At 47.8% G+C, this 22,404-nt stretch carries 13 protein-coding genes, 2 tRNA genes, 3 rRNA genes and 1 pseudogene; 14 read left to right on the plus strand and 5 right to left on the minus strand.

Annotated elements, in window-relative coordinates:
- The first annotated feature begins 38 nt into the window (after nucleotides 1–38).
- The 6 genes from N7386_RS08385 to N7386_RS08410 all read left to right on the plus strand — a co-directional run bounded on the left by N7386_RS08385 (nucleotide 39) and on the right by N7386_RS08410 (nucleotide 6,803).
- On the plus strand, nucleotides 39–890 hold the full coding sequence (locus tag N7386_RS08385; RefSeq protein WP_086904647.1) for an SDR family oxidoreductase: 852 nt from the start codon (nucleotides 39–41) through the stop codon (nucleotides 888–890).
- A 130-nt stretch (nucleotides 891–1,020) separates the two neighbouring features.
- A complete protein-coding gene (locus tag N7386_RS08390) occupies nucleotides 1,021–1,644 on the plus strand; it encodes a thiol:disulfide interchange protein DsbA/DsbL (protein ID WP_126512945.1) in 624 nt (207 codons plus the stop codon).
- 439 nt (nucleotides 1,645–2,083) lie between these two features.
- On the plus strand, nucleotides 2,084–2,350 hold the full coding sequence (locus N7386_RS08395; protein WP_011622295.1) for a DUF4212 domain-containing protein: 267 nt from the start codon (nucleotides 2,084–2,086) through the stop codon (nucleotides 2,348–2,350).
- A gap of 11 nt (nucleotides 2,351–2,361) precedes the next feature.
- A complete protein-coding gene (locus N7386_RS08400; RefSeq protein WP_086904649.1) occupies nucleotides 2,362–4,098 on the plus strand; it encodes a sodium:solute symporter family protein in 1,737 nt (578 codons plus the stop codon).
- Between the two features lie 156 nt (nucleotides 4,099–4,254).
- Nucleotides 4,255–6,117 (plus strand): DUF294 nucleotidyltransferase-like domain-containing protein, encoded by a 1,863-nt coding sequence (locus tag N7386_RS08405; protein WP_086904650.1) that lies wholly within the window; start codon nucleotides 4,255–4,257, stop codon nucleotides 6,115–6,117.
- Entirely contained in the window at nucleotides 6,117–6,803 is a 687-nt protein-coding gene (locus N7386_RS08410) for an exonuclease domain-containing protein (RefSeq protein WP_086904651.1), read from the plus strand. The genes N7386_RS08405 and N7386_RS08410 overlap by 1 nt, the downstream gene beginning before the upstream one ends.
- A gap of 162 nt (nucleotides 6,804–6,965) precedes the next feature.
- On the opposite strand, the gene N7386_RS08415 is transcribed toward N7386_RS08410, so the two are convergent.
- Entirely contained in the window at nucleotides 6,966–7,391 is a 426-nt protein-coding gene (locus tag N7386_RS08415) for a MarR family transcriptional regulator (protein ID WP_086904652.1), read from the minus strand.
- 229 nt (nucleotides 7,392–7,620) lie between these two features.
- Here N7386_RS08415 and N7386_RS08420 point away from each other — a divergent pair, with 229 nt between their 5' ends.
- Together N7386_RS08420 and N7386_RS08425 are read left to right on the plus strand one after the other, a co-directional pair.
- Nucleotides 7,621–8,616, plus strand: coding sequence for an NADP-dependent oxidoreductase (locus tag N7386_RS08420; protein WP_089068055.1), 996 nt, complete (start codon nucleotides 7,621–7,623; stop codon nucleotides 8,614–8,616).
- Between the two features lie 537 nt (nucleotides 8,617–9,153).
- Nucleotides 9,154–9,753, plus strand: a complete 600-nt coding sequence (locus tag N7386_RS08425; RefSeq protein ID WP_089068054.1) for a lecithin retinol acyltransferase family protein — start codon at nucleotides 9,154–9,156, stop codon at nucleotides 9,751–9,753.
- A 42-nt stretch (nucleotides 9,754–9,795) separates the two neighbouring features.
- Here the strand turns inward: N7386_RS08425 and N7386_RS08430 are convergent, their stop codons facing one another.
- Both N7386_RS08430 and N7386_RS08435 read right to left on the minus strand, forming a co-directional pair.
- Entirely contained in the window at nucleotides 9,796–10,860 is a 1,065-nt protein-coding gene (locus N7386_RS08430; protein ID WP_089068053.1) for a ketoacyl-ACP synthase III, read from the minus strand.
- A 92-nt stretch (nucleotides 10,861–10,952) separates the two neighbouring features.
- Nucleotides 10,953–11,624: a GntR family transcriptional regulator gene (locus N7386_RS08435; protein ID WP_037419935.1), complete on the minus strand. Its 672-nt coding sequence runs from the start codon at nucleotides 11,622–11,624 to the stop codon at nucleotides 10,953–10,955.
- Between the two features lie 316 nt (nucleotides 11,625–11,940).
- Here N7386_RS08435 and gmhB point away from each other — a divergent pair, with 316 nt between their 5' ends.
- The 6 genes from gmhB (at nucleotide 11,941) to rrf (ending at nucleotide 18,527) form a co-directional block, all read left to right on the plus strand.
- The gene (gmhB, locus tag N7386_RS08440) at nucleotides 11,941–12,492 is read left to right on the plus strand and encodes a D-glycero-beta-D-manno-heptose 1,7-bisphosphate 7-phosphatase (protein WP_037426804.1); all 552 of its coding nucleotides are present in this window, start codon (nucleotides 11,941–11,943) and stop codon (nucleotides 12,490–12,492) included.
- 541 nt (nucleotides 12,493–13,033) lie between these two features.
- Nucleotides 13,034–14,576: ribosomal RNA gene (locus N7386_RS08445) — 16S ribosomal RNA — on the plus strand.
- 211 nt (nucleotides 14,577–14,787) lie between these two features.
- Nucleotides 14,788–14,864: transfer RNA gene (locus N7386_RS08450), tRNA-Ile, on the plus strand.
- Between the two features lie 137 nt (nucleotides 14,865–15,001).
- Nucleotides 15,002–15,077: transfer RNA gene (locus tag N7386_RS08455), tRNA-Ala, on the plus strand.
- Nucleotides 15,078–15,345: 268 nt separating this feature from the next.
- Nucleotides 15,346–18,238, plus strand: a 23S ribosomal RNA gene (locus tag N7386_RS08460).
- Between the two features lie 173 nt (nucleotides 18,239–18,411).
- Nucleotides 18,412–18,527: ribosomal RNA gene (rrf, locus tag N7386_RS08465) — 5S ribosomal RNA — on the plus strand.
- Together the 16S, 23S and 5S rRNA genes with 2 tRNA genes alongside form the textbook arrangement of a ribosomal RNA operon.
- 438 nt (nucleotides 18,528–18,965) lie before the next feature.
- Here rrf and N7386_RS08470 read toward each other — a convergent pair.
- Both N7386_RS08470 and N7386_RS08475 read right to left on the minus strand, forming a co-directional pair.
- Nucleotides 18,966–19,670, minus strand: coding sequence for a DUF2057 domain-containing protein (locus N7386_RS08470; RefSeq protein WP_089068051.1), 705 nt, complete (start codon nucleotides 19,668–19,670; stop codon nucleotides 18,966–18,968).
- Nucleotides 19,671–19,896: 226 nt separating this feature from the next.
- Nucleotides 19,897–21,954, minus strand: a pseudogene (locus N7386_RS08475) (bifunctional 2',3'-cyclic-nucleotide 2'-phosphodiesterase/3'-nucleotidase).
- Between the last annotated feature and the right edge of the window lie 450 nt (nucleotides 21,955–22,404).

A 22,404-nucleotide genomic window follows, 5' to 3' on the forward strand; every position in this document is an offset into this window, starting at 1 on the left:
CTATTGGCCGAAATACCTTGGGGTGTCGATCAAAGGAAATGGAGTTGAGTGTGGCAGATCAAAAAAGTGTTGCGGTTGTCGGTTGTGGTTGGTTTGGCTTTGCCCTTGCGAAACACTTAGTGCAAGCGGGTTACCGAGTCACTGGCGCTAAACGCCGCACGGAGGAGTTAGCGCCTCTCTCAGAGGCGGGGATCCATGGGTTCCAACTGCAACTCGGGGATGACGCTGACGTTCTCCCCGACGCGCAAGCTTTAAAGGACTTCTTTCAGACAGACTTTCTTGTCGTCAATATTCCTCCGCGCCTCAAACATGGCAATACCGCCTATCTTCAAGAATTACAGCAGTTAATTGCGTTAACCCAAGGCTGGCACTATCAAGGCATAGTGTTTATCAGCACCACGGGCGTTTATCCTTCCCTCGACCAATCTATGACCGAAGCTGACGCACAGGCTGAATCGGCTTCATCACAGGTGTTATTGGATGCCGAAGATTTATTTGCTCGCCAACCGAATAGCTGCATCGTACGTTTTGCTGGCTTGGTTGGACCCAAACGTCATCCAGGGCGCTTCTTTGCCGGTAAAACCGATGTGGCGGGTGGCAATGTTGCGGTCAATCTGGTGCATTTGCAGGACTGCGTTGCGGCGGTGAGCTTGATTATTGATGCAAAGGCAAAGGGGGAAAAGGTCGCTGCTGTCTATAATCTTTGCGCGCCAGAGCATCCTTCGCGAAGCGAATTTTATGTGGCCGCCGCCGAGTCGTTGGGATTAGCGGCGCCGCAATTTAATGGGCAGTTACAACCCAGCAAAATCATTCTAGGTGATGCGATAGTCCGCGAGCTTGGGTTTGAGTATCAGTTTGCTTCACCCCTTGCGATGCTGGTGGCCTGTTAGTGGGTGATTTAGCGCCTATTGTTAACAAATGTTTAAGAACCTTGGCCATCTTTTGAGGTATCTTAATGGCCTGTGCGTGTTGCAAACGACTTACAATTCAATGATGCAGTCACTAATAAGAAGAGAAAATATGAAAAGCCTAACTAATTTTGTTCGACCTTTGGCGGCGCTGGCCTGTGGATTGGTGTTAAGTGCTAGCTTTGCGCTGCAGGCGGCGAGTTTTGAAGAAGGGAAGGATTACGTCACTGTTGCTGGGATCAGCGAAGCACAAAAGCCTGTGCTGCGTGAGTTCTTCTCCTATAACTGCCCACATTGCTACAAGCAGGAACCCTTTATCGCTTCCACGGTAAAACTCTTAGGCAAAGATGTGGCCTTCGAGCGTACGCCGGTGGGTGCGGGGCGTCCGGCATGGGAGCTGAGTCAATTAGCCTATTTTGTCGCGCAAAAGCTGAAAATGACCAAGCAAGTGCACGAAGCGATTTTTAAACAAATCCATGAAAAGGGTGAACAATTTACTCGCCCTGAACAGGTCAAAGCCTTCTTTGTGGCGCAAGGCGCTAAGGCCGATGATGTCGATGCGGCGATGAACTCTGTCGATGCGAAGTTTTCCGTGATGAATTACGACTCTCAAGCGGAATTATCGGGCATTAAAGGCGTGCCTTCTTTATTAGTCAATGGCCGCTATTTAGTGACCTCTAAGGTACACACTCCTGAAGAATTAGCCGAGCTAGTAAAATTCTTAGCCGCCAAATAATAAGCTTGAACTTGCGTCTATGCTGGCGCTCATTTATTTGTTTCCCATAACCCAGCGATGCTGGGTTATTTTTTGCCTTTTTACTGATAATTCTTAGCGGAAATCCTGAGATTTCTGACGGCAATTCATCTCTCTGCAGTACGATATTTTATTTATTTCACAGCCAGTTACTGTTACTCATCTACCTCATCTTGCCGTCCTACTAGCATGGCATTTGTGCCGTTTCTAGCCTTAGGATCTTCGACATTGGTCTAAGCTGCTCAAAAAATAACTTTTGCATTAAAATGTAAAATCATTGTTAACTTTATGATTTTAAATACTATTCAATTTTTTCTGGTGTGAGGCACTTCTCAAATTAGACTAAGGTCTTGATTGTGGTCACTCCAGCTGTTGCTAGATTTAACAAGACTTAAAAATAAAACAGCACAGGGGAGTCGCTATGGCATTTGAAAACAACGATAAAGCAAAAGGTTACTGGAATGAGAATTTACGTCTTGTTTTAGGCCTATTGGCTATTTGGGCCGCAGTCTCGTTCGGATGTGGCATTCTATTGGTTGATGTACTCAATGAAATCCATTTCATGGGCTTCAAGTTAGGTTTCTGGTTTGCCCAACAGGGATCTATGTATGTCTTTGTTGCGCTTATTTTTGTCTACGCGGCAAAAGCCAACGCCTTAGATAAAAAATATAACGTACAAGAAGACTAAGGAGAACGGAAATGGGTGTACAAGGATTAACTTATCTGATTGTGGGGCTGTCGTTCGCGCTCTACATTGGGATCGCGATTTGGTCCCGCGCGGGTTCGACTAAAGAGTTCTATGTCGCGGGTGGCGGTGTTCACCCTGTAGTGAACGGTATGGCAACGGCAGCCGACTGGATGTCCGCGGCATCCTTTATTTCGTTAGCGGGTATTGTTTCTTTCGTCGGTTATGACGGCAGTGTGTACCTGATGGGCTGGACGGGCGGTTATGTATTATTAGCCCTGTGTATGGCGCCGTATTTACGTAAGTTTGGTAAGTTCACTGTGCCTGATTTCGTGGGTGAGCGTTATTACTCCCAAGCGGCGCGTACGGTAGCGGTTATTTGCGCTATCTTCATCTGCTTTACATACATCGCTGGTCAAATGCGCGGTGTGGGCGTGGTATTCTCGCGCTTCCTCGAAGTGGATGTGGACACTGGCGTGTATATCGGTATGGCCGTAGTGTTCTTCTACGCTGTGCTCGGCGGTATGAAAGGGATTACCTATACTCAGGTTGCCCAATACTGCGTGCTGATCTTCGCATTTATGGTGCCTGCGATTTTCTTATCTGTGATGATGACGGGTCATATCATTCCTCAAATTGGTTTCGGCGCTGAATTACTCGATGCTGCCGGCAATAATTCTGGGGTTTACCTGCTCGAGAAGCTGAACAATTTATCTGCGGATCTAGGCTTTGCACCTTACACCGATGGCTCTAAGAGCATGATCGACGTGTTCTGTATTACCGGTGCTTTGATGGTTGGTACTGCGGGCTTACCCCACGTTATCGTGCGTTTCTTCACTGTACCTAAAGTGAAAGATGCACGTGTATCTGCCGGTTGGGCGCTGGTATTTATCGCCATCATGTACACCACAGTTCCTGCATTAGCGGCATTCTCTCGCGTTAATATGATTGAGACCATTAACGGCCCTGATCAAAAGGGTGTTGCCTATGAGTCTGCGCCAGATTGGATCAAAAACTGGGAAAAAACCGGCCTGATCAAATGGGATGACAAAAACGGCGACGGCAAAATCTACTATGCCAAAGGCAAAATGGAAGATGCTGCTAGCCCTAACGAAATGAAGATCGACAACGATATCATCGTATTAGCAACGCCAGAAATCGCGAATCTGCCAGCTTGGGTTATCGCACTGGTGGCAGCGGGTGGTTTAGCGGCAGCGTTATCTACCTCTGCGGGTCTGTTACTGGTTATCTCGACTTCAGTGTCACACGATTTACTGAAGAAGAACCTGATGCCAAATATCTCTGACAAGAAAGAGCTGATGTACGCTCGACTGGCGGCTGGTATTGGTATCGTGATTGCGGGTTACTTCGGGATTAACCCTCCAGGATTCGTGGCAGCGGTAGTGGCATTCGCCTTCGGTCTGGCGGCATCCTCTCTGTTCCCTGCCATCATCATGGGGATTTTCTCTAAGACGATGAATAAAGAAGGTGCAATCGCAGGTATGGTGATCGGTCTACTGTTCACTGCTGCTTACATCATCTACTTCAAGTTTGTGAACCCAACGGCTAACGTGTCGGCGAACTGGTTCCTCGGTATTTCGCCAGAAGGTATCGGTATGGTTGGTATGGTGGTGAACTTTGCGGTAGCGGCTATCGTCTGTAAAGTAACCGCCGCGGCACCTGCCCATGTACAAGATATGGTTGAATCTATCCGTTTCCCTAAAGGGGCGGGAGAAGCGAGCAGCCATTAATCTCTGCAGGATTTAGCTAAGTAAGATAAAAGGACGCATTGGCGTCCTTTTGTTTTTATGGCGTCAGCGCAAGCTTAAGGCTGACTTTAGTCGTATATGGCCCAACAATTGTGCGCGCTATAGTGGAATAAAATTCACCTAAAATAAGGTGTTGCTATGAACGCCAGCGAATTACAACCCGTTGTGCAGTTTTTAACATCCACAGCCCCCTTCGATACGCTACCCAACGAGATTATCTTACGTTGCGCTAAGGCTGTGACCGTTGGTTATTACAGTAAAGCCTCGGGGTTTGTGAAATTTGATGCCGATACGCCGAAATTGTATCTGGTGCGCAGCGGCGCCTTTGAGGTGCGCGATCCCGAAGGAGTGTTAGTGGACAGGGTCGCCGAAGGTGAGTTTTTTGGCTTTTCGACGCTGTTGTCTGGGGAGAAGGTGGTTAACCGGGTCGCTATTCTCGAAGACAGTTTGGTGTATCACCTTCCGCAGGCATTGTTCGATCAACTGCGAAGCGAGAGTCGACACTTCGATAAATTTTTTACCCGCGCCTTTGCCAAGCGGTTACGTCACGAGGCGCGGTTTAAGGCGAAAGATCTGACGACAACCAGTCGAATCAGTACCTTAATGTCATCTTCGCCCATTATGATCGACGCCCACGCCAGTGTGACGCAAGCCGCGCTCTTGATGCGCAACTCACGGGTTTCGTCCTTATTGGTCACGGACAATCATAAGTTGGTGGGGATTTTAACGGATAAAGATCTGCGTAATCGGGTGCTCGCTGCAGGGCTCGATGGTCGCATCGCCGTGCATCAAGCCATGACCACATCGCCGATTTCGATTTCATCCAATGCGTTGATTTTCGAGGCGATGTTATTGATGAGTGAGCATAACATTCATCACTTGCCGATCATTGATGAACAAAATACCGAGGAAGTAAAAGCCATTGGTATGGTGACCAGTACTGACATTTTGCGCGGTCAAGGTTCGCAGCCTTTGCTGCTGATTGGTGAAATCGAGCGGCAGCGGGATCTCGCCAGCCTCATTAGTGTCAGTAAACAAATCCCCTTGTTATTGCAAAATTTAATCAGTGCCGATGCAAGGGCAGAGGAGATCGGTCGGGTACTGACCTCGGTCACCGATGCGTTAACGCGGCGCTTGATTGTGCTCAATCAGCAAATTCTCGGTGAGGCGCCGATGGCGTTTTGCTGGCTAGCCTTTGGCTCACAAGGACGACAAGACCAAGCCGCCTGTTCGGATCAAGATAACGGCTTGCTGGTGGCCGAGGAAATGGATGATTATGCCAAAGGCTATTTTGATGCCTTGACCCATGCGGTTTGCGCGGGGCTGGATCAATGCGGTTATGCTTTTTGTCCCGGTAATATCATGGCGCAAAACCCCCAGTGGCGGATGTCGCTCAAAGCATGGCAACAGGTCTTTGAAAAGTGGGTGGTCACGCCTGAGCCTAAAGCATTGATGCATGCGAGTATTTTTTTCGATATGCGCTCCGTGTTTGGCCCGCAATCGCTGTTCGACGCCCTGCAGGATAAAGTGCTGGCACAAACCAAAGACAATGATATTTTCCTTGCGGGGATGACGGGCAATTCCCTCGTCGAGTCGCCGCCCTTAGGCTTTTTTCGAAAATTTGTGTTAGAGCGCGATGGCAGTGAGGTAAAAGGCATTGATTTAAAACATAAAGGAAATGCGTTAATCAACGATATCGCCCGCGTGTATGCGCTGTCGGCGGGGATTAAGGAAGTGAATACCGCCAAACGGATCCGCGCGCTGATGGACGCCAATATTCTCAATCGTAAGGATGCGCTTAACTTGGCCGACGCCCATGAATTTATTGCCCATATGCGTTTATCGAATCAAGGCTACCAACATACACAGGGGCTGAAGATCAGTAATTATTTGTTACCCGGCCATTTATCTTCTTTGGTGAGGCATCAACTGCGGGATGCTTTTAAAGTGGTCCATGATGCCCAGTCGGGGATGAAGATGAAATTTATGCGGAGCTTTTAATGGGGCCTTGGTGGGTGAACGCAAAGCTGCGCTGGCGTGCGTTACGCTGTCAGCATCAGCTATTTAAGGATTATTACCAATCCTTAGTGCCACTGTTGGAGTTACCCATTAGCCGGGCGCCCTTGATGGCGATGGATTTGGAAATGACAGGACTCGATCCCTTACAGGACCAAATCTTAAGTATTGGGCTGGTGCCGATTGAAAATGCGGCGATTCCCCTGATGGGCGCACAGCAAAAACTGGTGCAAATTCAAGGCAGTGTGGGGCAGAGTGCGACAATTCATGGGATACTCGATAATCATTTAACCGAGGCGGTGACCATTGAAGAGGCGATGGCATGGTTTGTGGCGCAAACCCGTGGTCATGTGTTGGTTGCGCACCATTCCCCCCTTGATTGCCGTTTCTTACAGCAAGATATCTTGTCGATTTATCATCAAGGGATTGTACTGCCTGCGATTGATACCTTGCTGCTGGAAAAACACCGTTTGCTACGCGAACACTCAGTGCTTAAAGAAGGCAGCTTGAGGCTTGGGGCATGCCGTGAACGATATGGATTGCCGATATATGGCGCCCACAGTGCCCTGACTGACGCACTGGCCTGCGGCGAACTGTTGTTGGCACAGGTGGCAAGTATGGGGGGCGCAGAGGAGTTAAAGGTGGGTGAATTACTGGCTTACTCACGCTAAACGATGTGTTAGCGCCCTCGCTGCAGCATGATTGTCTCTGCGCCTAAATCCCTTTGTCTGACTTTCTTGAGCTTAATATCTAAACTTGATGCATGTCGTGAGAATTGAGTGCTAACAAAAGGTAGCTTTAGAAAGCGTGCTAAAGAACGCTAATTCTGCAGGTTAGTCTTTCGATAAATCGGCTTCTAATTCAAGACATAAGCGACGCAATTCCTCGATACGCTCGGCATTCATCTTAGAGCGAGCCACCAATTTCTCGGTGAGCTGAGTCGCTTCCTCCTGTAATTGTCTGCCCTTGTCTGTGAGGGAAATAACCTTTTTACGTTCATCCAACTCAGATAAGTTACGGGTGAGTAAGCCCTTTGATTCCAAGCGTTTAACGATTGGGGTCAAGGTGCTGGGATCTAAACGCGTGTCGTTAGATAACTCTTTGAGACTGACGTCATTCACGTACCAGAGTGAGTGCATCACTATGTACTGAGGGTAGGTAAGATCGTATTCGTCAAGGATGGGACGAAAGGCTCGCACTAATGAGTTGGTCGCCGAATAGAGTGCAAAGCACACGTTGTCTGATAATTTTTGAGCCATACCGCTTACCCAGGATGAACAATGAAGGTCGATGTTAACAAATTCTACGTTGTAAAAATAGTTTGTGTGCAAAATATTTTTAGGCGTAACAGTTGATTTGCGCGTCACTTGTGGGTAGTTTATTGGCAAACAGTTTGTGCGCAAACTATTTGCAAGCTAATAAGTTTAGTTCATTGTCGAAATATCACTCCCTGTTTGCAGAGTGTCCGACGTAATAGAGGTTAAGTACATGATAAGCAGTCAAATTCATTTAGCATCACGCCCTATTGGTATGCCTACTCTGGCAAATTTTAAACAGGTCGAGGTGACATTGCCCGCCTTAAAAGCCGGAGAAGTACTGGTTAAAAACACTTGGATGTCAGTCGATCCCTATATGCGTGGCCGTATGATGGACAAGGATTCCTACATTCCACCCTTCCAGATTGATGCGGTTATGGACGGTGGGGCAATAGGTGAAGTGATTGAATCACTCAATCCGCAATTCCCCGTGGGATCAAAAGTGAGCAATGTCAGTGGCTGGCGCAGCGCCTTTATCAGTGATGGGCAGGATCTCACCTTATTGCCTACGGCGAATATTCCTGAGCAGTACTTTTTAGGTGTGCTTGGTATGCCCGGATTAACTGCTTGGGTGGGTCTAATGACAATTGCGAAATTAACCCCTAAAGATACCGTGTTTGTTTCAGCCGCATCGGGCGCGGTGGGCATGGTTGTCTGTCAAATCGCTAAGCTTAACGGCTGTAAAGTAATTGCTTCGGTTGGCTCGGATGAGAAGGCTGAATTAGTTAAAAGTCTGGGTGTGGATGCGGTGATTAACTATAAAAAAGTGACTGATTTAACTCAGGCTTTGCGTGACGCGGCGCCCGATGGCATTGATGTGTATTTTGAGAATGTCGGCGGCGCTCATCTTGAAGCCGCATTGAATGTGCTGAACGAATATGGCCGTATTTCTGTATGTGGGATGATTGCCGATTATAACGCGCAGACGCCAGTCCCTGGTCCAAGCAATCTCTTAGCCATCATCACCAAAAAGTTAACCATACAGGGCTTTATTGTGATGGATTACTTCGACCAGTTTGAAGAATTCATCGCTCAAATGGCGCAGTGGCTGCAGGCGGGTAAAGTGAAATCGCAAGAAACGGTTTACCAAGGTTTAGAGCAAGCACCAGAGGCGTTTATCGGCCTGTTTGAAGGTAAAAACAAAGGTAAAATGCTAGTTAAACTCTAATCTTGCTGTACTCTTACGGCTTAGTATCAAGGTGCAAAGGTGAAATCCGATGCACCTTGATGTCGTGGGCGATGCCAAACGTGAGTCATGCTAAGTGATGCTGCGGCGGAAGGCATTTGCTGTCGCAAATAGAGTTACCGTTTGAGCTGAAGCCTGTTTTTACAAAGGCTTCAGTTTTCTTTCACAATCAAGCCGACTGAGTTTGAGCTCTGGCTAGCGATTTCATCTTTAATTCACGCTCATCCCATTACACTGCAACATCGCAGTCCTAGAAGCTCAATGCCCCGTTAAAAGGTTAGTTACCCATGTCATGCTTGGGGACCTTTACGGAAAACTTGGCAATTCAGTGGAACTGTACTTCACTCTTATTATCAAAAATTCAAAGGCTAAGGCCTACTGACACAAGGATAGATTTAATGAACACTAGGTTTAAAGAAAGGTGAGCGTAAGCAGGAGGTGCAAACGCCATCCGACGTTCTTGACTCGCTATCTATTAATGACGCATTTTACAGATAACTGATGCCATGAGGGGATAGGATGCCATTACCGTTACTTTGGCTAGGCAGCGCGGCTATGGGGGCGTTATTGCTCGCCGATGAGCGTGAAAAGCGCCAGCAGCTTGAGCGTGACCGTTTATTAGGTAAGGCGCCACGGCAATCGACGGGCAACCAAGCCATGGTGGTAGCGCCAAGTCAGTGGCAAAAGGGCTTTAAACAAGTCTCGCCGCAGCCTGGCAGCATTATCTGCTGTTATGTGTTTGGGGTCATTGAACATACGGGCATTTGGTTGGCGGATGATTGCCTTGTCGAACTACATGGCTCAGGGCTGATACGGGCGGTATCGGTAAAGCGCTTTTTAGCGGGGCGCACTGGTAGCCAAATCTATATTGCCTGTAATCATCAACATCAACCACTGATTGCCAGTGATATGGTGAGCCGCGCCGAGCGGGCCATTTATCAATATCGAGAATATGATTTGTTCGACAACAACTGCCATCGATTCGTCTGGTCATGTTTGTGTGGTGAAGAGGTTGCCATAAAAAGCTTTAACGAATTAAATCAAAAACTCGCGGGCTATTTTAAGCAGGGGATTTACTGGGATGAAATGCGTCGCGTACCTGAAGAGATAAAAATGTAAAAGGCCATCCGAAGATGGCCTTTTATCCGTGTTCGGGATTAATTACTTACAGAAATAATCTACAGCACGTTTAACCAGCTCAATGCCACTCAACTCGCAAGGAGGCAGCTGGGCATCACTCACTTGAACCGGTGTTACGCGCTCGCCCCATTGCAATAGCAGCGCTGCTGAGGTTAACCCCGCACCGAAAGCACATGACAGAATGGTTTGGTTCGGCTTAATTAACCCTTTTTCCAACGCATCGCAGATGGCGATAGGGATAGTGGCCGCAGAGGTGTTGCCATAGTTAGCGATGTTCACGAAGGCTTTTTCTTTAGGGATCTTCATGCGGCTAACGAGGGTGTCGATAATGCGCTCGTTCGCTTGGTGTGGGATCACTAAATCGACTTCATCCTTATCGACGCCACATTTCTCCAGCACTTGAGTGCTTAACTTATTCATACCATTAATGGCACGTTTAAAGATTTCTTGGCCATCGAATTGAATATAAAAATCTAAGGACTCGGCGGAGAATCTATCCATCGCAGTACCAAAACCGGCTTTTAGGATATCGCGACCTTCAGGATCGTTATTCAGCTCATAACCTAACACACCGCCCGGAACATCCGTTGCTTCAACAATAACTGCGCCCGCGCCATCACCAAACAGCACTGCGGTTTCACGGCGTGACCAATCGAGGTAGAAAGATAAACGTTCGGCACCGACTACTAGTACTTTTTTGCACTGACCACTCTTGATCTGTGAGCTGGCTAAGCCTAAGCCATACAAAAAGCCACTGCATGCCGCGTTGATATCGAAGGCTGCGCAACTTGCGCCAATATTCGCTTGGACTGTGGAGGCAATATTAGGGATCAAGGTATCTGGGCTGGCGCTGGCTAAAATGATCATATCAATTTCGCTGCCGTCAATGCCCGCCGCTGCAAGGGCGCGTTTAGCGGCAACCGATGCTAACTCAGAGGTATTCACATGGCTGATATGACGCTGGCTGATCCCGGTACGGCTTTTAATCCATTCATCGGAAGTTTCGATAAAAGTGGCAAGATCATCGTTAGTCAAAGTGGCGGGTGGAACACATTTTCCCCAGCCAGTGATTGTGGCGTACTGCATGGTGTTTTCTCTCAAATAAAAAAGGCAGAACCTTTAGTGCTGCCTCAAATCGACAACAAAGCTTATCGGTATAACGAATGACAGTCCGTGATCTATACCACCTGTTTGGCGACCAGATCCCGAATTGTCATTGCGGCATGCAAAATATGATGTCGCAGTAACGCCGTGGCTTTCTCTGTTTCTCTTTGCTTACAATAATTGAGCAGTTCGCGGTGCTCGTGCTCTGCTGCGGGAATGCCTCCTGCGAGCAGTAATTGCAAACGAATATATCTATCGCAGTTGGTATTGAGGCCATGCACGACCTCTAGCGTATGTGGGCGATTGGCGGCTTGGTATAAACAGGTATGAAACTGTGTATTTAGCTCGCTCCAACTGGCGACGGCATCTTCATGTTTAAAGGCTGATTCCAATTGTTCTAATACGCGTTCAGCTCTTATTAAATCTTCTTCTTGAAGTCGTGGAATGGCTTTGGCGAGCAGATCAGTCTCGATCATGGCGCGCAACTCAAACAGCTCGGTCACTTGTTCAACGGATAATTCAGTCGCCGTTGCCCCTTTATGGGGTTCGAATTTTACCAGCCCTTCAGCTTCAAGTTGCAGCAAGGCTTCTCTTACCGGAATGCGGCTAACATTCAATGCTTCGGCTAGTGCGCTTTGTCTGAGTGGTTCTCCTGCGGCTATATCACCCGAAAGTATTTTCTCTCTGAGCACCTCTACAACTAACTGGGTGCGGGTTTTATGGACTATAGGCGTAGTTCGACTCATTATGACCGTCTATTTTTAGGTGTTTTATTGTTATCCGTGCAAGATTACCGTTAAAAACAGCACAAATAAAGGGAAAGCTCGATTGAGCTGCGTATCGACTAGATGGCAAAAACAATTATTCGCGGACGAATTCGCCCTTAAAGATGTGTTAATCGACCATTTATAGGCGTTACTATCGCAAATGAATTGTCAGAATATGAATCAAGCTCAAATTGCCAAGTGGTATCCGTCAACTTCGCGGTGCAATTTCTTGCAATGGATGGAATAATAGTAAAATTACGCATTAAGCGCTGTTTTTTGTGAGTGGAGTAGTACTGTGAGTGCAGTCAATCGAGCTGTTTTTTTGGACCGTGATGGTGTGATCAACAAAGATCATGGTTATGTGCATCAGGTAGATGACTTTGAATATATTGAAGGCGTATTTGAGGCGTGCCTTGCATTAAAGCAAATGGGATACAAATTGGTGGTGGTCACTAATCAGTCGGGAATTGCCCGTGGCATGTATACCGAAGACCAATTCCACAGTCTCACCGAATGGATGGATTGGAACTTTGCCGATAAAGGTGTCGACCTCGATGGTATCTATTATTGCCCGCACCATAACGAAAAAGGGATTGGTGAATATAAAGTCGATTGCGACTGTCGCAAACCCAAACCAGGAATGTTACTCGACGCGGCAAAATTTTTGAAAATCGATTTGTCCCAATCTGTGATGGTAGGAGATAAAGCCGACGATATGCTCGCGGCCAAAGCTGCAGGGGTGCCGACACGTATCCTCGTCCGTACTGGTAAAGCCATTGCTAATGATAGCGAGGCGTCTGTGGTGCTCGATAGCATTGCCGATGTACCGGGTTTTTTAAAGAAATAGCCTATTCTTGCAACTTAAAGCGTGCATCAATCTATTTGAACCGTGAGATTGAACTTGAAGCGCGAGCTTAACAATAAAAAGTGCGGTATTGGCTTTATCGTTTTGCTTAGTGACCGATGCTAACGGCGTTATTAGGGCGATAAAGATAGCCAAAGTGATGGAAATTACAGCGAATTAGTCGCTAAAACCGATGTTCGGTTTAAAAAATGCGCACTCACATCGCTTTTTCTCATTATTTTGTCGAAAGGGGTTGCGGTAAAATCTGACATCCCTATAATGCGCATCCACTGGCCCAGCAGGGTCAACGGTGAAAGCCAAAAGCGTTAAACGCTCAAGGCAAATAACCATGCTCTTTAACAATTTATCAAGCAAATCTGTGTGGACACTCACAGGTGTTGAGTTAATCGAAATTACTCTGCCGTTTGGCGAGTAATCAAAATTTAAATCAATGAATGAGTGTTCATAGCAATATGTACAACGACTTATTAAGTTAAGTCGATTCAGAATTCATTGAGCCGAATCTTCGGGTTCACAAAACTTTTAATTGAAGAGTTTGATCATGGCTCAGATTGAACGCTGGCGGCAGGCCTAACACATGCAAGTCGAGCGGCAGCACAAGTGAGTTTACTCATGAGGTGGCGAGCGGCGGACGGGTGAGTAATGCCTAGGGATCTGCCCAGTCGAGGGGGATAACAGTTGGAAACGACTGCTAATACCGCATACGCCCTACGGGGGAAAGAGGGGGACTTTCGGGCCTCTCGCGATTGGATGAACCTAGGTGGGATTAGCTAGTTGGTGAGGTAATGGCTCACCAAGGCGACGATCCCTAGCTGTTCTGAGAGGATGATCAGCCACACTGGGACTGAGACACGGCCCAGACTCCTACGGGAGGCAGCAGTGGGGAATATTGCACAATGGGGGAAACCCTGATGCAGCCATGCCGCGTGTGTGAAGAAGGCCTTCGGGTTGTAAAGCACTTTCAGTAGGGAGGAAAGGTTGTAAGTTAATACCTTGCAGCTGTGACGTTACCTACAGAAGAAGGACCGGCTAACTCCGTGCCAGCAGCCGCGGTAATACGGAGGGTCCAAGCGTTAATCGGAATTACTGGGCGTAAAGCGTGCGCAGGCGGTTTGTTAAGCGAGATGTGAAAGCCCCGGGCTCAACCTGGGAATTGCATTTCGAACTGGCAAACTAGAGTCTTGTAGAGGGGGGTAGAATTCCAGGTGTAGCGGTGAAATGCGTAGAGATCTGGAGGAATACCGGTGGCGAAGGCGGCCCCCTGGACAAAGACTGACGCTCAGGCACGAAAGCGTGGGGAGCAAACAGGATTAGATACCCTGGTAGTCCACGCCGTAAACGATGTCTACTCGGAGTTTGGTGTCTTGAACACTGGGCTCTCAAGCTAACGCATTAAGTAGACCGCCTGGGGAGTACGGCCGCAAGGTTAAAACTCAAATGAATTGACGGGGGCCCGCACAAGCGGTGGAGCATGTGGTTTAATTCGATGCAACGCGAAGAACCTTACCTACTCTTGACATCCAGAGAATTCGCTAGAGATAGCTTAGTGCCTTCGGGAACTCTGAGACAGGTGCTGCATGGCTGTCGTCAGCTCGTGTTGTGAAATGTTGGGTTAAGTCCCGCAACGAGCGCAACCCCTATCCTTATTTGCCAGCGCGTAATGGCGGGAACTCTAGGGAGACTGCCGGTGATAAACCGGAGGAAGGTGGGGACGACGTCAAGTCATCATGGCCCTTACGAGTAGGGCTACACACGTGCTACAATGGCGAGTACAGAGGGTTGCAAAGCCGCGAGGTGGAGCTAATCTCACAAAGCTCGTCGTAGTCCGGATTGGAGTCTGCAACTCGACTCCATGAAGTCGGAATCGCTAGTAATCGTGGATCAGAATGCCACGGTGAATACGTTCCCGGGCCTTGTACACACCGCCCGTCACACCATGGGAGTGGGCTGCAAAAGAAGTGGGTAGCTTAACCTTCGGGAGGGCGCTCACCACTTTGTGGTTCATGACTGGGGTGAAGTCGTAACAAGGTAGCCCTAGGGGAACCTGGGGCTGGATCACCTCCTTACCTATACGACTAACTCGATGTTTGGTCTAAAAATGCTCCTGCATTTTAGACATTCGGTACATCCGTGTACCTTTTGAGTGTTCACACAGATTTGCTTGATAGAAGATAAAGTAAAAGATGGGTCTGTAGCTCAGCTGGTTAGCACCCCAATCCCTTCATAAAGAGTAGGGTGAGGTCGGTGGTTCTAGATGAACATAGATTTATCAAAGATGGGTCTGTAGCTCAGCTGGTTAGAGCGCACCCCTGATAAGGGTGAGGTCGGTGGTTCAAGTCCACTCTGACCCACCAATCCTTCCTTCTCAGCGTTGGAAAGTGACTCGTTTAGTGAACTAAACGTCGCCACTGTCCGCCTTGATAAGAAATGATTGGCAAACCAATCCTTTAAGAGGTTTGGAACATCTTATTTACTCGCACTGCATGTAAATGGGGCTATAGCTCAGCTGGGAGAGCGCCTGCCTTGCACGCAGGAGGTCTGCGGTTCGATCCCGCATAGCTCCACCACTTACTGCAATCTGGTTAGAGATGCCAAAGATAAACTGAAAAATTATCTTTGGCTTTTTTAAGCCCGCTCTTTAACAATTTGGAAAGCTGATAGTAATTAATGCAATGATGTCTGTCGTTGTGTTAATACGAAAAAATTGAGTTCTTAAAACACTTTTTAAGTGTCTTGAATATTCAAGTCTAAGGCGAGTCCATCTTCTTGGTCGAAGATGAGACAAGTAAAACCAGCTGGTCGCAACAATTCAAGTGAAACTCATTTGGGTTGTATGGTTAAGCGACTAAGCGTATACGGTGGATGCCTTGGCAGTCAGAGGCGATGAAGGACGTAGTAACTTGCGAAAAGCGTTGGCGAGCTAGTAACAAGCATTTGAGCTAACGATGTCCGAATGGGGGAACCCGGCAGCATAAGCTGTCATCATGTAGTGAATACATAGCTACATGAGGCAAACGAGGGGAACTGAAACATCTAAGTACCCTTAGGAAAAGAAATCAACCGAGATTCCCCTAGTAGCGGCGAGCGAACGGGGATTAGCCCTTAAGTCAGAGGGGTGTTAGTGGAATGGTCTGGAAAGTCCAGCGGCACAGGGTGATAGCCCCGTACACGAAAACTAACCTTTGATGAAAACGAGTAAGGCGGGACACGTGATATCCTGTTTGAATATGGGGGGACCATCCTCCAAGGCTAAATACTCCTGACTGACCGATAGTGAACCAGTACCGTGAGGGAAAGGCGAAAAGAACCCCTGTGAGGGGAGTGAAATAGAACCTGAAACCGTATACGTACAAGCAGTGGGAGCGGTTCTTGAGACCGTGACTGCGTACCTTTTGTATAATGGGTCAGCGACTTACGTTTTGTAGCGAGGTTAAGCGAATAGCGGAGCCGTAGGGAAACCGAGTGTTAACTGCGCGTTTAGTTGCAAGGCGTAGACCCGAAACCCGGTGATCTAGCCATGGGCAGGTTGAAGGTTGAGTAACATCAACTGGAGGACCGAACCGACTAATGTTGAAAAATTAGCGGATGACTTGTGGCTGGGGGTGAAAGGCCAATCAAACCGGGAGATATCTGGTTCTCCTCGAAAGCTATTTAGGTAGCGCCTCGGACGAACACCTTTGGGGGTAGAGCACTGTTAAGGCTAGGGGGTCATCCCGACTTACCAACCCTTTGCAAACTCCGAATACCAAAGAGTGCTATCCGGGAGACAGACGGCGGGTGCTAACGTCCGTCGTCAAAAGGGAAACAACCCAGACCGTCAGCTAAGGTCCCAAAGTGTATGTTAAGTGGGAAACGATGTGGGAAGGCTTAGACAGCTAGGATGTTGGCTTAGAAGCAGCCATCATTTAAAGAAAGCGTAATAGCTCACTAGTCGAGTCGGCCTGCGCGGAAGATGTAACGGGGCTAAACATACCACCGAAGCTACGGGTGCAATCCATTAGGGTTGCGCGGTAGAGGAGCGTTCTGTAAGCCGTTGAAGGTGAAGGGGTAACCCACGCTGGAGGTATCAGAAGTGCGAATGCTGACATGAGTAACGATAAAGGGGGTGAAAAACCCCCTCGCCGAAAGACCAAGGGTTCCTGTCCAACGTTAATCGGGGCAGGGTGAGTCGACCCCTAAGGCGAGGCCGAAAGGCGTAGTCGATGGGAAACAGATTAATATTTCTGTACTTCCGCTAACTGCGATGGAGAGACGGAGAAGGCTAGGCTAGCGCGGCGTTGGTAGTCCGCGTTTAAGGTGGTAGGTGGGTGACTTAGGCAAATCCGGGTCACTATACACTGAGAGCTGATGACGAGTCCCCAAGGGGATGAAGTAGTTGATGCCATGCTTCCAGGAAAATCTTCTAAGCTTCAGGTTAGCGGGAATCGTACCCCAAACCGACACAGGTGGTCGGGTAGAGAATACCAAGGCGCTTGAGAGAACTCGGCTGAAGGAACTAGGCAAAATGGTACCGTAACTTCGGGAGAAGGTACGCTGCTGTTGGTGATGGGACTTGCTCCCTAAGCTGACGGCAGTCGCAGATACCAGGTGGCTGCAACTGTTTATCAAAAACACAGCACTGTGCAAAATCGCAAGATGACGTATACGGTGTGACGCCTGCCCGGTGCCGGAAGGTTAATTGATTGGGTTATCGCAAGAGAAGCTCATGATCGAAGCCCCGGTAAACGGCGGCCGTAACTATAACGGTCCTAAGGTAGCGAAATTCCTTGTCGGGTAAGTTCCGACCTGCACGAATGGCGTAATGATGGCCACGCTGTCTCCAGCCGAGACTCAGTGAAGTTGAAATTGCGGTGAAGATGCCGTATACCCGCGGCTAGACGGAAAGACCCCGTGAACCTTTACTATAGCTTGGCACTGAACATTGACCCTACATGTGTAGGATAGGTGGGAGACTTTGAAGCGGGAACGCTAGTTCTCGTGGAGTCGTCCTTGAAATACCACCCTTGTAGTGTTGATGTTCTAACTTGGGCCCCTAATCGGGGTTAAGGACAGTGCCTGGTGGGTAGTTTGACTGGGGCGGTCTCCTCCCAAAGAGTAACGGAGGAGCACGAAGGTTGGCTAAGTACGGTCGGACATCGTACGGTTAGTGCAATGGCATAAGCCAGCTTAACTGCGAGACAGACACGTCGAGCAGGTACGAAAGTAGGTCATAGTGATCCGGTGGTTCTGAATGGAAGGGCCATCGCTCAACGGATAAAAGGTACTCCGGGGATAACAGGCTGATACCGCCCAAGAGTTCATATCGACGGCGGTGTTTGGCACCTCGATGTCGGCTCATCACATCCTGGGGCTGAAGTCGGTCCCAAGGGTATGGCTGTTCGCCATTTAAAGTGGTACGCGAGCTGGGTTCAGAACGTCGTGAGACAGTTCGGTCCCTATCTGCCGTGGGCGTTGGATGATTGAGGGGAGTTGCTCCTAGTACGAGAGGACCGGAGTGAACGAACCGCTGGTGTTCGGGTTGTCATGCCAATGGCATTGCCCGGTAGCTATGTTCGGAATCGATAACCGCTGAAAGCATCTAAGCGGGAAGCGAGCCCCAAGATGAGTCATCCCTTGGACTTTAAGTCCACTAAAGAGCCGTTCGAGACTAGGACGTTGATAGGTCAGGTGTGTAAGCGTTGTGAGGCGTTGAGCTAACTGATACTAATGACTCGAGAGGCTTAACCATACAACCCAGATGGGTTTTACTCAGTAATCCTTAGACGAATACAAACACTTAAGAAGTGCAACTCAATCCAGCTTCCCGAATTACTGGAATAAGAATTTATCAACTACATCCCTGTAGTTGACCCTAAGGGGCCGCGCTAAAGCGCGTTAAAAATTGTTCCAGACAATTTTTTGCTTGGTGACAATAGCATTGTGGTCCCACCTGATCCCATCCCGAACTCAGAAGTGAAACGCAATCGCGCCGATGGTAGTGTGGGGTCTCCCCATGTGAGAGTAGGTCATCGCCAAGCATCCAAATAAACAAAAAAGCCCTAGCCTAAACTGCTAGGGCTTTTGTGTTTATACGCTCCGCGAAAAGCTACCCTCTATGTCGCCCCGCCGCTAAGCGGGCTCCCCAGCTACGAAGACAAGCTTCTTCGCGTTCAATCCTGGCTAAATACTGCGTATTTATAGCGCTATGATTTCACCCCCATGTGAGAGTAGGTCATCGCCAAGCGCCTAATTAAACGATAAAGCCAGCTGAATAAGCTGGCTTTTTTGTTTTCGCACTTTCAATTTCCACCTGTTAACTCTTTATATTCTCACTTCATTCACGGTTCAGCTTGGTTTTCCCCTAACCATTTAGGGAAATAATATCAGGCCAATAAAAAGAGCAACCTAGGTTGCTCTATTTTGTATGGGGTAGCGTGTCTTGCTCACTTGTTACTGCAAAAAACTAAAGAATACGCTTATTGCCCGTTAATTTTCGCCTTGAATTTTGCTTTGGTGGCGTCATCGGCGAGGTGATACCAATAATCCAGCATATGGCTGATTTCGGTTTGAGTCGGCGATTCAGGCGCTGCGCCTTGTGTTATTGCAGCTGTTGATGCGGCAGTACTGATGGTTACGGCTGTTGATGGTGCTGAAGTGGTAGCTGGCAGCGTTGGTGCACTCGTTGCTGCTGATACTTGAGGCGCAGCAAACCTTATCGAGGCGGGATGCTGGCCTTGATTGTATTGAAAGATTTCCTGCTCGAAGTTTCGGCCTATCTGAAGCCCGTTTTTCACTAATCTGTCTTGGTCAAAGCTAATCGCTTGATTGTGCTTATCTAACAGCGTGATTGACGGTGACTCATCGAACTGCTTTGCGGCTTTAGCCGAGTCGATATTGGGCAGTTTGAGCTGTAATGCTTGGTCGGTTTCATTAAAGCGGATGATCAGTACGTCCGATTGGTAGCGTACCGAATTAGCCTGTTTGCGGTACTGGGCATTGTAGCGAAATGCGATTTGGTTCAATCCATCACTCAGCGTGACTGGCGAGGTGCTTAATGGCTTTTGTCCATTCACGGTTAACAGCTCGACATCACTCGGTAGCTGCAGGAGAACTTCGGCACTAACGGGTTGCAGGCTGGCAAGCAGTATGGCGGATGCGCACAGGATAGAGGGGGATTTCATAGGCTTTCTCTTGGTTGATATCACGCACTAATGATAAGTGAGATGGCCGTTAACACAAAGTGGAGAGCTAAGCCGATGATCACAAAGGACACCCAAAGCACTATACATTCATCGATATTTGGTTGGGATCTAGAATAAAGAAAAGGCTCACTGGGAGCCTTTTCTTGTCTAAGTACGAGACTGAGTTTAGCCTGATATGAGCTTAACCTAAGCGTAATAACGCAAATTACTTCGCTTTATCTTGGCTTAGGTTGATGCGGTAAACGGCAAAACCGAGTTCATCTTTACTAATCTTGGTCATTTCGCGTTGTTTATTGGCTTCGATAAAGGCAGCGGCTTTATCGCTATCTTGGGTCTGGAAGCGAATATCTAACGCAACATTGGTGCTGATGGTTTTGAAATCCCAGTTGTAGTCAGCACTTGGGTTGACCATGCCATCATACTTGCCTGTGGTTTCGTTGAACTGAGATTGCGCCGTGATGTAGGCCGCTAAGGCTTCACGGTTAGTATCTGGCAGTTCGAGTACCACATGATCACTGCCTGTACCTGCAAACTTGCCACCAAAGGCGCGGTAGTTATTTGAGGCCACGATAAATTCTTTGGCCGCAAACTCTTCGCCAGTAAAGACTTTACCGTTAGCATCTGTATAGCTTAAATCGACGATACGGTTAGCATTGGCATTGACGACGGCACAGTCGCGGTCGAACTTGCTTGGTTGAGTGACATCAATCTTGTAGGTCAAGCCATCGAGCACGTCGAAGTTATAGGTTGGGTGACCATCCCAGTTGATTAATTCCTGCGGCGTGGTTTTGGTTGGATCGATTTGATTGAATTGGTTAGCCGAACACTCCAGCCAATCTTTCAGTTCAGCACCCGTCGCTTTGACCGCCACCATAGTGTTGGGGTAGAGGTAAAGATCGGCGGCGTTTTTAAAGGTCAATGCGCCTTTATCGACTTGTACATATTGGTCTGCATCGCTGGTTGTACCGTGGCGACCACCGGCTTTGAATGGTGCAGAAGCCGATAAAACAGGTAGATCTTTTAATGCCTCGGGGAGTTTTGCTTTAACGTTAGCAATTTGCGCGTCAGAAACGATTTGTACGGTTGGATCGTCCTGCACTAAGGTCAAGAAGCTATACATATCGGCGGCAGCAACCCCAATTGGCTCGTCCACGAAGGCAAGCGTGCCTTGGTGCTCGGCGGCGACAGCATCATGGATGGCGGCGTCGGCTTCGACTAATGGTGTTTTAGTTGCACCATCATAGATAGGACGTGCCTTAGTGGTGGCACTGATTACAGACCACTTACCGTCTTTACGCTCGAGTTTAAAGTCGACCACACCTAAGTTGTCACCCCAGCGTCCAGGCATGACGGCTGGTACACCATTTAACAGACCTTTAGTCACGTCTGTGTTAGGTAAGTCGGCATATTTGGCATCGGGGAAAATAGAGTGGCTGTGACCAAAGAGGATGGCATTAATACCGTCGACATAGGTCAAGGCATAGGTTGCGTTCTCTGCCATAGGATCGCCAGGATTTTCGGTCGAACCAATACCAGAGTGTGGAATTGCGATAATCAAATCAGCGCCTTTTGCTTTCATTTCAGGCACATATTTCTTAGCAGTCGCCACAATATCTTCAACCGTTACTTTGCCGGTCAGATTTTGTTTATCCCACAATAAGATTTGTGGTGGCACAAAACCAATATAACCAATCTTAATGGTTTGGTTATTTCCTTCGCTATCGACGATTTGTTTTTCTTTAATGATATATGGGGTGAATAAATGTTCACCTTTTTTCACATCATTCCAGCAACCATTATCGTCGGCACAATAGACGTTGGCGTTAATATAAGGGAATTCTGCACCATGAAGTGATTTATTTAAAAAATCTAAACCATAGTTAAATTCGTGGTTACCGATATTACCTACTTCGTAATCTAATAGATTCATCGCTTTATAGGCGGGGTGAACATCGCCCATTTGCAGGCCGACTTTAGCCATATAGTCACCCATAGGACTACCTTGAAGCAGGTCGCCGTTATCTACGAGTACACTGTTTTAGGCCTCTTTACGGGCGGCATGGATAAGGCTTGCGGTACGTGCCAGACCAATTGTTGGGTCTTCTTTACCACTGTAGTAGTTGAAATCCATGATATTTGTGTGCAGATCCGTGGTTTCTAATACACGTAAATCCGCTTGAACGATTTGCTCATCATCCGAGCCACAGGCGCTTACGCCTAGGGCAGCAGTGATCATCACTGCGAGTAGTTTTTTATTTAACATCGTTTTCTCTATTTATATTTATTTGACCCTAATACATGTTCTTTTGAGAACATGCCCATCATCCTGTTAATTCATAACGAAAGAACCGTTAGGTTGTCGCGTCATTTAGTTAACGGACGGGGATTATAAAGAGATTTGATGATCTGAATGTGACATTAATTGGATAAAAGCTGTTTCAAATTGTGACTAGGCGCCTGATTGATTAATTTGTGCACCATGGCTGCGGTATTTTTATTCATCGACTGGTTAATTCGATGTTGCCAGCTATTTATTAAGAATAATTAATATTTGTTAGCTGATTGAATTTCGCCTGTGCTGATATTCGATGAGCCTTTGAGATAATGTTGACGATTTTTATGAAGTGTTTTCACCTAAGTTTTTATTTATAAAATAAATTCTATCATTTAAAACCTTGATTGTTTCTGCGCCTTACCTATGGCTGCTCGTCGC

Origin of the sequence: Shewanella sp. GD04112 (genome assembly GCF_029835735.1) — a bacterium.
GTDB lineage: Bacteria > Pseudomonadota > Gammaproteobacteria > Enterobacterales > Shewanellaceae > Shewanella.